The following is a 12,669-nucleotide window of genomic DNA, read 5'->3' as shown; positions in this document are numbered from 1 at the left end:
GCCGGAGCCGCTCGGTGGCGAGACTAGTCGGCGTCTGCCCCGGCGTCGGCGTCGGCGCGCGGCTGCGTGAGGCTCGTCGCCCACTGGTAGAAGACCTGCTTACCCGGCTCGGTGTCGGCGACGTGTTCGTCAACACCGCGCGCAAGGAGGTCGCTGAGACCGCGCACGACAGCGTCGAGATCGTCGTGCGGCGCGGTGAGGGCGAGGCCCGCCGTGAACGACGAGATGACGGCCGACAGCCGGAAGGCGTCAATGTCGCGTCTCACCATGCCAGCCTCTTGCAGTGCCTCGATGAGCTCACCGCGTACGCCGATCTGTGGCACGTAGCGGAACGACGAGCTGTTGCGCATGATGGCGTTCAGTGCACTGCGATCGATGATGAACAGCGTGCGGGCCAGAGGTCGCTCATACAGGGCCGTGAGGATGTACAGGTAGACGCGTGAGAGCAGGCCGCCGCGGGGGTCGCGCTCGATGTTGTCGACGATGCTCGTGTAGATGCGCTGAAACTCGCGGTTCAGCATGCTGATCAGCACATCGCCGCTCGAGTCGTAGAGCTTCTCGAGCTCCTCGACGGCGTAGCCGCACTTCTCGCTGATCGATCGCATTGTGACGGCTTCATAGCCATCGTTGACGATGATGTCGGCGGCGGCGTCGAGAACACGGGTTACGTCGGTCACGGAGTTCGTCATGTGGGGCGAGCTTTCGGGGGCGAGGTTGGTGGTGTCTCGATACTAGGCGGGCAGATAGAACCGTGGGTCGACCCACTTGGGGGGCAGTCGAAGTTGTCTGGTCGCGTTCACAGAACTCGACGTTCACGGCCGCGAGGCTCGCTCCTCACCAGGCTCGATCGCCGCGGTCGTTCCGCAGAGGTGTGGACATCTCGCCGGAGAGTGGAAAGTCGCCGTCTACCGTGTCGCGCATGCCCCGACGTTCTCTCACCCTCCGTGCCGCCGCGGTGCTCGCCGCCGCCGTGCTCGGAGCGAGTCTCGCCGCCTGCTCCGACACGACGCGCATCCCGCCCGCTCCCACCGGCACGGATGCGGCAGAACCGCTGTTCGCCTCCGACGAGGAGGCGCTCGCGGCCGCGGTTGAGGCCTACGAGGAGTTCCTGGCCGTGAGCGCTGCAATCTTGCAAGACGGAGGGGCCGATCCGGAAAGGCTCCGTCCCCTGGTCTCTGATGAGGTGTACGAGCTCGAGTCCGCGGGGTTTCAGGAGGCGAGAGACAGCGGGCTGCGACTTGTCGGAGCGAATGAGCTACTTCATGCTGAGCTTCAACAGTGGAGCGTGACTGGTGACAGGTCTGCCGAGGTGATCACGTATGTGTGTCTTTCTAACGAAGAAGCGGACATCGTTGATGAAGCTGGCGAATCCGTCGTCACGGAGGACCGTGTGACCCGCCTCACATTCGAAGTGATTATTGAGTTTGTGAGCAAAGACACCCTTATTTCGTCGTCAGCACCTTGGACTGGGGCTTCCGTATGCCCGTGAAGTTTCTGAGTTCTACTGCTGCGCTCGCGCTGACGACTGCTCTTGTTTTGGGGTGGTCGGCCCCTTCCCTGGCGAGCGTCGGCTCCTGTGGTCAGTTCGGTTTCGCAGGAACGGGGTGCCCGGAGGTTTCTGGCTCAGCCAACGGCGATACTGCCGAGATTGTTGGGGTTGGATCTGTATCTGATTCGTCCCCTGGCTCAGGGGCGTCAGGAACTGACCAGCAAAGTGGCCCGAGGGCGGGTTCGGGTGGAGGCGCTTTTCCGTCAGGTGGGGGCGCTTCACCCGCCCCGATCTACATCCCTCCGCTCGGCGACAACGGCTTTGGTGATTACGACATTGACTGCGTGATCGGTGCGGCGGGGCACTGCATTTCTCGGTTCATCCCCGATCTGCCTCCCGCTGCGGCCGCAGACGTTCCGGAGGGTGAGGCGGATTCCGCGGCGACCATTGTCATGATCAGCGACATCGCGAGTTTCTCGCCGATCGCGGCCGTGCAGTTCATGCAACCGGATGGCTGGATGGTGGTGGGGCTTCCGGCGAACTTCTACGCGCAGATCGACCGCCACGTGGTCTCCGGCACCCTGCTCGGCGAGTCGGCCGACGTGCGGTTCACACCGCGCGCCTTCGACTGGAGCTACGGTGACGGAACCTCCGCGCTCGTGGGAACGGCAGGTGGTGCCTGGCAGTCGCTCGGGCTCGCCGAGTTCGACCCCACTGCAACAAGCCACGTCTACACGGCCGAAGGCACCTACGTGATCGACCTCACCGTGCTCTACACGGCTGAATACCGGTGGGCCGGTGGCCCGTGGACGCCCATCGCCGGCCACGTCGAACTGCCCGCCAACCCATTGGTAGCCCAGGCAACGTCTGACGCCGTCACCGTCCTCGTCGACCGTGACTGTACGCGAGGCCCCACCGGGCCCGGCTGCTGACCGTTTCCCGCGAACGCCCACGCACACCTCAGGGCTTAGCGAACCGTCGGATACCGCTCAGACGCGGCAAATACCATGCCAAGGTTGACGGAGCACGCTGTACGCGGCGAAAGGACCCATCACCATGAGCAGCACCCCCGAGCAGCCCGACGTGCCCGCCGCACCCCGCAGCGACGACACCGCCGCGCAGCCGGCCGGCACCGCCGCACAGCCGGCCGAGAACGCCACGCAATCGGCTGACACCGCCGCGCAGCCCGCCGAGAACACGGCGCCGCCCACCGACAACGCCGCGCCCGCGGCTCCGGCGCAGAACACCGTCGCCTCAGCTGACGATGCCGCCGACGCGCAGCCGCAACCCCTCCTCGGGGACCCAGCAACTAACCCGGCAACCCCCGTGCCCCCCGTGCACCCCTCCCACGCGGCAAACCCCGCCCAGCGCCGCTCCCTTCTCCCCGTGGTTGCCGCGCTCGCCGTCGGCGCCCTCATCGGCGGTGCCGCCGGGGGTGGTGTCGTCGCGGCCCTCTACGGTGGGCAGCCCGGCACCATAACCAGCGGCGGCAGCCCGACCACGGTCACCGTGAACAACCCCGACAACGCGACCGAAGTCACGGGCGTTGTCGCCCGGGCAATGCCCTCGATCGTCACCATCAGCGTCAGCGCCACCAACGGAGCGGCTGGCAGCGGCTCGGGCGTGATCCTGAGCGAAGACGGCTACGTGCTGACCAACTCGCACGTCGCCACCCTTGATGGCGCGACCTCGGCCCCGAGCATCCGCGTTACCACCCACGACGGTCGAATCTGGAACGCCACCCTCGTCGGAGCCGATCCCATCGCCGACCTCGCCGTCGTCCAGCTCGAAGGCGCCAGCGGCCTGCAGCCCATCGAATTCGGCGACTCCGACCAGCTCAACGTCGGCGACCGCGCCATCGCCATCGGCGCACCCCTCGGCCTCAGCGGCACGGTGACCAACGGCATCGTGTCCGCGCTCAACCGGTCAATCACCGTGCGATCCTCTGCCGTTCCCGACGCGCCGCCCGAGATGCAAGACGACGGCGACGACAGCGACAGCGGCGACGCTCCGCCCTTCGACTTCTGGAACTTTGCGCCCCCCGGAGACTCTGAACCACAGCGCCGCCCCAGTGCCCCCATCTCGCTGAGCGTCATCCAGACCGACGCCGCCATCAACCCCGGCAACTCCGGCGGTGCCCTCCTCGACAGCGACGGACGACTCATTGGCATCAACGTCGCCATCGCAACGGCCGGAGGCACGTCGACCGCCGGCAGCATCGGCGTCGGCTTCTCGATTCCCGCCAACTTCGCCCAGCGCATCGCCACCGAACTCATCGAAACCGGGCGGGCGAGCCATGGCCTTCTCGGCGCCACCGTCACAGACGCCTCCAACACCGCCACGAGCCCCGTCGTCGGCGCGCTCATCGACCAGGTCAGCCCCGGCGGGCCAGCCGAGCTGGCGGGCTTGCGGCCCGGCGACATCGTCACCGAGTTCAACGGCGTGCCCATCACCAACCGCATCGACCTGACCGCGCAAGTGCGGGTGCTCGCCGGCGGCGACGACGCGACGCTCGTCTACGTGCGGGGAGGGCAGGCACGTGAGGTTCGCGTCACGCTCGACGAACTGCAATAGCCCGAACACCCGCTAGATTCGGGGCATGGGCGAGCCTGACACACAGCGCACCGGCGTGAGTTACGTCATGCCCGTCTACAACGAGATCGCCTACATCGACGATGCGATCGACAGCGTGCTTGCTCAGCAGTACGACGGGCCGACCGAACTCGTGCTCGCCCTCGGCCCCTCCACCGATGGAACCAGCGAGCGCGTGCGCCAGCGCGCCGACGCCGACCCGCGCATCCGCATTGTCGACAACCCCGACATGGCGATCCCGATCGGGCTGAACCGCGCGATCCGGGCATCCCGCCACCCGATCATCGTGCGCGTCGACGCGCACACCGAATTGAGCGAGGGGTACACGGCGGCCGGCGTCGCCACGCTCAAACGAACGGGAGCCGTCAGCGTCGGTGGCCTGATGGTCGCCCACGGGCGCACCCCTTTCCAGCGCGCGGTTGCCCGCGCCTACAACAGCCGCCTGGGCCTCGGCGGCGCGAGCTATCACACCGGCGGCGAAGAAGGTCCCGCCGAGAGCGCGTACCTCGGCATCATGCGCCGCGACGAACTGCTCGACATCGGCCTCTACGACGAACAGATCAACCGCGGGGAAGACTGGGAGCTGAACAAGCGCCTCCGCGACGCGGGGCACGTTGTCTGGCTCGACCCGGCGCTGCGCGTCACCTACTGGCCCCGCGACACGTGGAGCAAGCTTGCCCGACAATTTCGGGCCACCGGCATCTGGCGGGGCGAGCTGGTGCGACGCGCCGGCGGCCGGAGTCCCATCCGCTACTACGCTCCGCCGGCGCTCGTCGCCTCCAGCGCGCTCAGTCTGTTCGGTCTGGTCGCTCTGGCCATCGGGATACTCGAGCCCGACACCGGCCCGGTAGCCCTCGCGGTCATCACCGCGCCGACGGCGCTCTACCTGCTGCTGTTGCTTGTTGCTCTCGTCACCCCACTGGGCGGTCGCACCGTGCGCGACCGTGCCGCGTTCGTCGCGGTCATCGCGACCATGCACTTCGCGTGGGGCGCCGGCTTCATCGGCGGGGCGCTGTTCGGCGCGCGCGGGTCTGTCGATCGGTCGCGCACCGAATCCTGAGCGTCGCAATCGCGACCGTCGCTAGTTGAGCATCCCCTCGGCGAAGATGCGGTCCACGACGCGTGTCGAGGCGTGGCCGTCGTCGAGGGGGGCGAACCGCGCGCGCCAGTCGGCGCGTCGCCGACCCCACACGGTCGCATCGGGATGCTCGCCGTCAGCCAACTGCGCCAGCACCGCCAGCAGGGCGGCGCGATCCGTCACGGTGGGCCCAGGGAACGTTGCCGTGACGTCGAAGTAGAACCCGCGCAGCTGTTCGCGGTACTTCGTGAGGTCGGGAGCGAAGAGAACGAGCGGGGCCTCCGTGGTGATCGCGTCGAACATGATGGAGGAGTAGTCGGTGATGATCACGTCGGCGGCGAGGAGCAGTTCGCTCATGTCGGGGTAGGTCGTCACGTCGATGAGTCCCGGAGCTCGCCGGTCGGTTCCGCCGCGCAGGGTGCGGCTGTGGCCGCGCACGAGAACGACGTGGGCGGCGCCGGTCAGCTCATTCAGCTCGGGCGCGACACTGGGCAGATCGAGATAGTCGACGAGGTCGTGAGCGTCGTCGCGCCACGTTGGAGCGTAGAGCACTGCCCGCTGGCCGGGATCCAGCCCGATGCGACGCCGAATCGCATCGCGGTCGCCGGAGATGAGCACGTCGTCACGCGGATACCCGTCGACCCAGATGGGGCCGGTGAACGCATACGCGCGCCGGAAGATCGCTGCCGCGTAGTCGTTTTGCGCGAGCAGCACGTTCCAGCGTGCCGACTCGCGGCGCACGGCCAAACGCGTGTGCACGCCCACCCCGTCGCGGTCGAGGGCGAGCCGCTTGAGCATGGTGCCGTGCCAGGTCTGTACCACCCGCTGGTGGGCGCGGGGTTTCCAGCGCTTCCGCATCCAGTCGTTGACCACGATGAGCCGCGCCGCGCCGCGTACTCGCCACCACTCGTCCGACCCTTCGACAACGGCGACAGCTCCGGGTGGAACCGCGACCGAGTGGTCGACGACGCTCCAGTAGCGCGTGATGTCGGCGCGGCGCGAGGCAAGTTCGCGGTCGATGGCCAGCGGGTTGCAGGCGGCGGTCTGCGAGTAGAAGCTCTCGAACATGACCGCGTTCTCGGGTTCGGGCCGTGCGCGGCGGTAGGCGCGTTCGCGTCGGCGCTGCGCGCGATACCCGCGTTCGTCGTCACGCAGGGGTGCGCTGACCGTCACGACGACGCCACCTGACTCGGCGGCGACATCGGCGCGAAGCAGACTCGTCATGACCGACGGGGGCAGGGAGCCGGTGACGCGGGCCCGGCCCGACTCGTGGGCGGCGCCCACCGCGAGCCACTGCAACCGGTACGTCCCGCTGACTGGGGCGAGTCCGGCGCGTCCCCAGCGCTCGCGAATCAGGGGCACGGTCACCGTCAATCGCCCATTCACGAGTGTGCTGGTTGCGTCCAGCCGCATGCGCGGCCCCACCAGGGCAACGGACGCGATGTCGACGGCGCTCGCGCCCTCCAGCCGCAGCGTTTCGCCGTCGAGTGTGACGTGGTCGATCGTCACTGCGCTCGGCGCGCCGAGCGTGTCGGGGCGCTCGAGCGGCCGACCCTCCACGATCGCGTCGATGGCGTCAAGAACCCGTTCGGTTGCGCCGCCCTCAAGCTGGTCGACGTGCTCGTCGCGCAGCCAGCGCGTGTGTTCGGCGACGACGCGCGCGAACGCGCTGCGGGCATCCCGTAGCTGATCGAGCTGATCGAGCACCGCCCGCCAGTGCGTCACGTGGCGACCGCCCGTGAATTCCGCATACGGCATGTACAGGCCGCGCGTAGCGAGGTACGTCGCGACGTCCGGGGCGAAGAAGATGCTCGGCACCTCGGCGATCGCCGCGTCGAAAGCAATCGACGAGTAGTCGGTGACGACGGCATCCAGCGCCGGGATGATCGGGGTGACGTCGGCGATCACGTCACGCCCGATCATGCGAATCCGATCGCTCGCGGCCAGACCGTCCTCGTACGATCCAGCCCCCAGCGGGTGCGACCGCACCAGCAGCGTCGTCTCGGTGGCTTCGCACCACTCGGCGATGGCTGTCCACTCGGCAGCGCTCGGGATCGCCGGGTCGACGGCGCCATCGCGCCAGGTCGGGGCGTACAGCACAACGGAGCCGGCGCGAATCGGACCGATTGCTGTCTCGATACGGGCACGCGCGTCCCGACGTCGCGTCTGCGGATCTCCAGCGACGAGGACGTCGTCGCGCGGCTCTCCCAACGCGATCACGCGATCTGACGCAATCCCGAAGGCGCTCCGGATGCGCGTGGCCACCAGTTCGGACGCCACCGGGAACAGAGAAATCTCGCGGCCCGCGCGCCGATAGAGCCCGGCCATGAGGCGGCGTGCTCCGGGAAGCGATCCCACGAAGGGCAGTCGCAATGCCGTCGGGGTGTCGAGGTGGAGGCGCTTGAGCGGGATACCGTGCCAGAGCTGCACGAGTGTGGCCCCGCGCGTACCGAAGCGGTTGACGTCGCCGGCGCCGTGCGTCACGACGATGACTCCCGCCCGCAGCGTTGCCCACAGCCCCCGCGGGCCCCGCTTCAGGTGACTGCGCATACCGCGCGCGCGTGCCTCGTCGCGCTCGGCGCGGCTCGAGGCGAGCCACAGGTGCTCACGCCCATCCCCGCGGGCGACAGCGGCGTCGTACACGGCGAGCGCGCCTTCGCCTACCCCGATGCCGCTCCCGTACACCCAACGCCGGGGTGAGCGTGGCACCAGGACAGCCGCGATCCAGCCGGCCACATAGAGCGGAGCGCGGGCAAGCACCCGGGCGTTGCCGGCGCTGAACGTGAAGCGGGCCATCGCGCTGATTCTTGCACGCGGGTGGCTTCGACCACCGCACGTCTGCGCCTTCCCTGCCCTCGCTACGACTCCATAACGGTGTACGGGAATGGTCAGGTGTGCCGCGTCCGGCTTGCGAGAATCGGGGGGTGAACGTGGGGGAACAGCTGAAGACAGCGCGCCGGGTGATTACGCGCCTCCTGCGGCAGCGTCGCAACCGTCTGCAGATGGACAAGCGCATGGCGGAGGTCGACCTGACTCTGCCCAACGACATCGAGGTGGCCGTCTACTTCGCCGACGGCGTGGTCAACCTCTACCAGCTGCGTCAGTGGTTTGCGCCGCTGGCCACGTTGGCGACAACTCGACGGGTTGCGATCATCACGCGCAGTCCGGGCGCCACCCTCGCGTTGCTCGAGGAAAGCCCCGTGCCCGTTGCGTATTGCCGCACGGTGCTCGACCTTGAGCAGTTCGTCGCGCAGAACCCCACGCGCCTCGTGATGTACGTCAACCAGAACGCCAAGAACTTCCAGATGTTCCGCTACGGACGTATGTGGCACGTATTCATCAACCACGGTGAGTCCGACAAGATGTACATGACGACGAACCAGTACAAGGCGTACGACTTCGCGTTCATTGCCGGGCAGGCGGCCCATGATCGGCTCAGCAAGGTGCTGTGGGGCTACGACCTCGCATCGCGGACATTCCGTATTGGTCGCCCGCAGGCTGACCACTTTGCCTCCGATCTGCCGTACAGCCCGGACGACCGCACCGTGGTGCTGTACGCCCCGACGTGGGAGGGCGATCGGCCAGCAGCTGCATATGGGTCCATCGCGAGCCACGGTGAGGCTATCGTCTCGGCGCTGCTCGCGACCGGGCGGCACCGGGTGATCTATCGACCACATCCTCGCAGTGGCGTCCTCGACCGTGACTACGGCCAGGCGCATCGTCGCATCGTGCAGGCGATCGAGCAGGCCAACGTGAGCGACCCCGGCGCTCACCACATCTTCGATGACGGACCGAGCTTGGGCTGGCAACTTGCCGCCGCCGACGTCGCCATCTGCGACATCTCGGCGATGATTTACGACCGGCTCGCCACGGGCAAACCCCTGCTGGTCACGAAACCGCTGTCGCCGGATGCCCTGGTCGATACGGGCGGCTACCTCTCAGCGTGTGAGTGGCTGACCGCCGATGCTGCGGCGGAGGTGGTCCCCGCGCTCGACCGAGTGCTCACCGATGCTGACGCGCACGCGGCCCTGCAGCACTGGGCGACGCACTACTTCGGCGACACAACTCCCGGGGCGGCCACGGAGCGCTTTCACGCGGCGGTCGAGCAGCTCATCGAACGCTGGCATGAGGCCGAGCGCGAGCATCTCGGTGATCCGGTAGTGCGGGGCACCGAGCACGACGCCGACGACCCGCTCGACGACGAGGCGCTCAGCGACCGAGTCGCCGTTTAGCGCCGTCGATCGCGGGGCGCAGCGAGAGGCGACGTTTCTCTCCTGTCGCTCGCGGAGCCTTGGGGGCCCTGGGCGGTTTGACGACCGGCTCGAGTCCTGGCGGAAAGAGCGCCGGGGCCGGCCCGAACGCTTCCCGTGCCGCGTCGACCGCGCGGCCGCCGAGCGTCCGGTTTGCGCTGCCTCCGATGATGGCGCCGATGCCGAATGGGATCAGACGACCCGCCATGCTGCCGCCCTGTGCGACGGCGAATCGGCGCACAAACTGCTCTCGCAGCTTCGCATTGAGCGCCGTCGTGAGGGCTTTGGGCATGGCCGATGCCACCGTCTCGCCCCAGTACTGCCGGCGATCGGGGCCCGAGCCCGAGGCCTGCAGCAGAAACTGCTGCACGAGATCTTTGCCCGGGCCGCCGAGCAGCAGGGCCATCACGAGCGTGTGGGCGCGCTCCTCATCGTCGACCACGATGCCGTGCACTTCGGCCACCGACTGGGCGTACAGTGCGGTCATTTCGAAGAACGTGACGGTCTCGACGCCGATCACGGTGAGCCCGACGGCGGTTCCCACGCCGGGAATCATCGTTGCCGCGCCGCTTCCGGCACCGGTCGCGGTGACGCCCGCCAGGTACCGTCGCTCGAGAATGCGCACCACCTGCTCCGGCGTCGCGTGAGGGTAGCGCTGACGAATCGACCGAATGTGGGCCACGACGGCTGGGCGCTGGGCCGACATGGCGGCACGGAGGCCCCGGATCAGCAGCGGGTCGGCCTGCCGCTCAACCTCGGTCACTTCTTCGTTCCGTAGTCGGTGTTGTAGCGCTCGAGCACGTCCGTAATGGGCCCATCGAGCGCGAGGGCGCCCTTGTCGAGGTAGAGCCCGCGGGTGCAGAACCGCTTGAGGTCGCGCTCGTTGTGCGACACGAAGAACAGCGTTCGACCACCGGAGAGCAGCTCATCGATGCGGGCGTAGCACTTGTCGCGGAAGGCTTTGTCGCCGACCGCGAGCACCTCATCCACGAGCAGAATCGGCTCGTCGAGTCGCGAGATAACCGAGAACGCCAGGCGCACCTTCATGCCGCTCGAGAGGTGCTTGTACGGGGTGTCGATGACGTCGCCGAGTTCAGCGAAGTCGATGATCTCGTCGAAACGCTCGTCGATCGCGCTGCGGGTCATGCCGTGCAGGCCCGCGGTCAGCAGCACGTTTTCTCGCACCGTGAGGTCGTTGACGAACCCGCCGGTGATCTCGATGAGGGGCGCAACGCCCTTGTGCACAGTCACCGAACCCTCGTCGGGCAGCATGACTCCCGCGACGAGCTTCAGCAGCGTCGACTTGCCTTGGCCGTTTCGGCCGACGACACCGATGGCTTCGCCGGCGTGCACCGTCGTCGTTACCCCGCGGAGCGCCCAGAACTCGCCGGGACGTGCGCGTCGATTTCGCCCGGCGAAGAGGTCTTTGAACGACCGTCGGCCGCCACGATTGCGGCGAAAGCGGATGCCCGCATCCCGAACTTCGATGACCGGTTCAGCCACGCTCACACCTCCTTCAAGACGGCGCGAATGGTGCGGCGGAAGACCAGCGTGCCGATGCCCAGGAACAGCAGCGACATGAGCGCGGCGATCGCGACAGCGCGCAGGTCGAGCAGCTCGGGGAAGAACGCGGCTCGGTACAGCGAGAAGATGCCGGCGAGGGGGTTGAAGGCCGCCCACACTTCCAGGCCATCGGGGAGGTCATCGATCGCGTAGATGATGGGCGAGGCGTAGAACAGGAAGCGCAGAATCAACTTGACAGCGCGTTCGAGGTCGCGGAAGAACACCACGAGCGGGGCAATGATCAGCCCGAGCCCCACGATGACGATGGCTTGCAACAGCATCGCGAGCGGGAACCACAGCACGCCCCACGTCAACTCGGCGCCGAACGCGATCGCGAATACGGCCAGCACGGGCAGGCTCAGGACGAACTCGATGCCCTTCGACAGCACGATGCGATTCACCCAAATACTGCGGGGGATGCGCGTGGACCGTACCAGCTTCGCGTCGCGGATGAAGGCGCGCGTCGAGTCGCCGACGGCGCCCGTGAACCACATCCAGGGCAGGAGTCCCGCGAGCAGAAACACAATGTACGGGCTGGCCCCCACCGTGCGGTCGAACACCTGCGTGAAGACGAACCAGTAGATGCCCGCCATCACGAGCGGGTCGAGCACGCTCCAGAGATAGCCAAGAAACGACGTTGAGTACCGCACTTTGAGGTCGCGAGACGTCAGCAACCACAGCGATTGCCGGTAGGCGGCCGCGGGAGAGCGGCGCGCGGGCGTCGAGGCGGCGGTGGTCACGGCAGAAACGCTAGCGGGTTCGGGCGCGAGCGGACGCAGACGGAGCCGAACCGGCCCCGTACATCCGATTGCGGCGAATTAGACGAAGAGGTTCGCGCGCTCGAGGTCTTCGGCGAAGTCGACCTCGACGGCGTACAGGTCGCTGATGTCGACGGGCTCAATACGCAGACCGTCGTGCTGGATCGCCAGCTCGATGCCGCGCTCGAAGTAGTCCTGGTCATCGACGCGCTTCAGGTGGGCGATCAGAGCCTGCTTGTCGGTGCTCGAGATGTAGTTGATGCCCACAGCCTCGCCCAGGCCTCCGACGACCTCCTTCGAGATCTCGTTGATGAAGCCCTCGGCGTCGACCGTGTACTTGACCTCTTCGTCGCTCACCTTGGCGGTGTTGACGGTCACGAAGCTGCGGTCGGCGTGCACGAGCGGCGCCGACCGCACGAGCGCCTGCGGGTCGAAGACGACGTCGCCGTTCAGCCACAGGACGCCGGCCTTGCCGGTTGCCTTGAGGGCCCGCAGCAGGCTCTTCGACGTGTTGGTCTGGTCGTACGCCTCGTTGTAGACGTACTCGACATCAGGGAAGGCCTCGACGATGTGCTCGAGCTTGTAGCCGACGACCGTGGTGATGACGGCGTCGTCACCGAAGGCGGCACGGATGTTGTCGTGCTGCTGCTGCATGATGGTGCGGCCATCGCTGAGCTCGGTGAGCGGCTTCGGCAGGCTACGGCCGAGACGGCTTCCCATGCCAGCGGCGAGAATGACGACGTTGACGGTCATGACGGACTCCTTTGGGGGTAGGCGATGACACTTCGTCGTGTACCGGGCGAGTTTACCTGAATAGACAGCGAAAATTCAGAAGCCGTTCATCTCGAATCCGCAACGTGCCGCCGACCGGGCCCCGTTGTGGCGATTGCCGAGTATTTCTCCCCGCGGTGGGTGCGTCGACTACACCGACCCGTCGGC

At 67.4% G+C, this 12,669-nt stretch carries 11 protein-coding genes; 5 read left to right on the top strand and 6 right to left on the bottom strand.

Annotated elements, in window-relative coordinates; genetic code table 11:
* Positions 1-23: 23 nt before the first annotated feature.
* Positions 24-689: a TetR/AcrR family transcriptional regulator gene (locus ACK4SC_RS02535; RefSeq protein WP_409614513.1), complete on the bottom strand. Its 666-nt coding sequence runs from the start codon at positions 687-689 to the stop codon at positions 24-26.
* A 230-nt stretch (positions 690-919) separates the two neighbouring features.
* On the opposite strand from ACK4SC_RS02535, the gene ACK4SC_RS02530 reads away from it, so the two are divergent.
* From ACK4SC_RS02530 to ACK4SC_RS02515, 4 genes are all read left to right on the top strand, one after another.
* Positions 920-1,489, top strand: a complete 570-nt coding sequence (locus tag ACK4SC_RS02530; protein WP_409614511.1) for a hypothetical protein — start codon at positions 920-922, stop codon at positions 1,487-1,489.
* 344 nt (positions 1,490-1,833) lie between these two features.
* A complete protein-coding gene (locus ACK4SC_RS02525) occupies positions 1,834-2,421 on the top strand; it encodes a hypothetical protein (RefSeq protein WP_409614509.1) in 588 nt (195 codons plus the stop codon).
* Between the two features lie 124 nt (positions 2,422-2,545).
* A complete protein-coding gene (locus tag ACK4SC_RS02520; RefSeq protein ID WP_409614507.1) occupies positions 2,546-4,063 on the top strand; it encodes a S1C family serine protease in 1,518 nt (505 codons plus the stop codon).
* 25 nt (positions 4,064-4,088) lie between these two features.
* Positions 4,089-5,141: a glycosyltransferase family 2 protein gene (locus tag ACK4SC_RS02515; protein WP_409614506.1), complete on the top strand. Its 1,053-nt coding sequence runs from the start codon at positions 4,089-4,091 to the stop codon at positions 5,139-5,141.
* A 21-nt stretch (positions 5,142-5,162) separates the two neighbouring features.
* Here the strand turns inward: ACK4SC_RS02515 and ACK4SC_RS02510 are convergent, their stop codons facing one another.
* Positions 5,163-7,955: a CDP-glycerol glycerophosphotransferase family protein gene (locus tag ACK4SC_RS02510; protein WP_409614504.1), complete on the bottom strand. Its 2,793-nt coding sequence runs from the start codon at positions 7,953-7,955 to the stop codon at positions 5,163-5,165.
* Between the two features lie 128 nt (positions 7,956-8,083).
* On the opposite strand from ACK4SC_RS02510, the gene ACK4SC_RS02505 reads away from it, so the two are divergent.
* Positions 8,084-9,391 (top strand): CDP-glycerol glycerophosphotransferase family protein, encoded by a 1,308-nt coding sequence (locus ACK4SC_RS02505; RefSeq protein ID WP_409614502.1) that lies wholly within the window; start codon positions 8,084-8,086, stop codon positions 9,389-9,391.
* On the opposite strand, the gene ACK4SC_RS02500 is transcribed toward ACK4SC_RS02505, so the two are convergent.
* The 4 genes from ACK4SC_RS02500 to ACK4SC_RS02485 form a co-directional block, all read right to left on the bottom strand.
* Positions 9,369-10,172, bottom strand: coding sequence for a hypothetical protein (locus ACK4SC_RS02500; protein ID WP_409614501.1), 804 nt, complete (start codon positions 10,170-10,172; stop codon positions 9,369-9,371). The two genes, ACK4SC_RS02505 and ACK4SC_RS02500, sit on opposite strands and share 23 nt — an antisense overlap.
* Positions 10,169-10,912 carry an ABC transporter ATP-binding protein gene (locus ACK4SC_RS02495; RefSeq protein WP_409614499.1) on the bottom strand — a complete coding sequence of 248 codons (744 nt, stop codon included), beginning with the start codon at positions 10,910-10,912 and terminating at the stop codon, positions 10,169-10,171. The genes ACK4SC_RS02500 and ACK4SC_RS02495 overlap by 4 nt, the downstream gene beginning before the upstream one ends.
* Positions 10,913-10,914: 2 nt before the next feature.
* Complete coding sequence (locus tag ACK4SC_RS02490; RefSeq protein ID WP_409614498.1) at positions 10,915-11,712, bottom strand: ABC transporter permease; 798 nt, start codon at positions 11,710-11,712, stop codon at positions 10,915-10,917.
* Between the two features lie 78 nt (positions 11,713-11,790).
* On the bottom strand, positions 11,791-12,483 hold the full coding sequence (locus ACK4SC_RS02485; RefSeq protein ID WP_409614496.1) for an NTP transferase domain-containing protein: 693 nt from the start codon (positions 12,481-12,483) through the stop codon (positions 11,791-11,793).
* Positions 12,484-12,669: the final 186 nt, after the last annotated feature.

It is taken from the genome of Microcella sp., from assembly GCF_046293215.1.
GTDB lineage: Bacteria > Actinomycetota > Actinomycetes > Actinomycetales > Microbacteriaceae > Microcella.
Note: the sequence above shows the minus strand (reverse complement) of the source record. Positions and strands in the feature narration are given on the sequence as shown.

Bases quoted from the DNA above. Each gene is read 5' to 3' on its own strand.
- ACK4SC_RS02510 (WP_409614504.1), bottom strand. From the start codon at position 7,955: ATGGCCCGCTTCACGTTCAGCGCCGGCAACGCCCGGGTGCTTGCCCGC.
- ACK4SC_RS02485 (WP_409614496.1), bottom strand. From the start codon at position 12,483: ATGACCGTCAACGTCGTCATTCTCGCCGCTGGCATGGGAAGCCGTCTC.
- ACK4SC_RS02535 (WP_409614513.1), bottom strand. From the start codon at position 689: ATGACGAACTCCGTGACCGACGTAACCCGTGTTCTCGACGCCGCCGCC.
- ACK4SC_RS02520 (WP_409614507.1), top strand. From the start codon at position 2,546: ATGAGCAGCACCCCCGAGCAGCCCGACGTGCCCGCCGCACCCCGCAGC.
- ACK4SC_RS02515 (WP_409614506.1), top strand. From the start codon at position 4,089: ATGGGCGAGCCTGACACACAGCGCACCGGCGTGAGTTACGTCATGCCC.
- ACK4SC_RS02530 (WP_409614511.1), top strand. From the start codon at position 920: ATGCCCCGACGTTCTCTCACCCTCCGTGCCGCCGCGGTGCTCGCCGCC.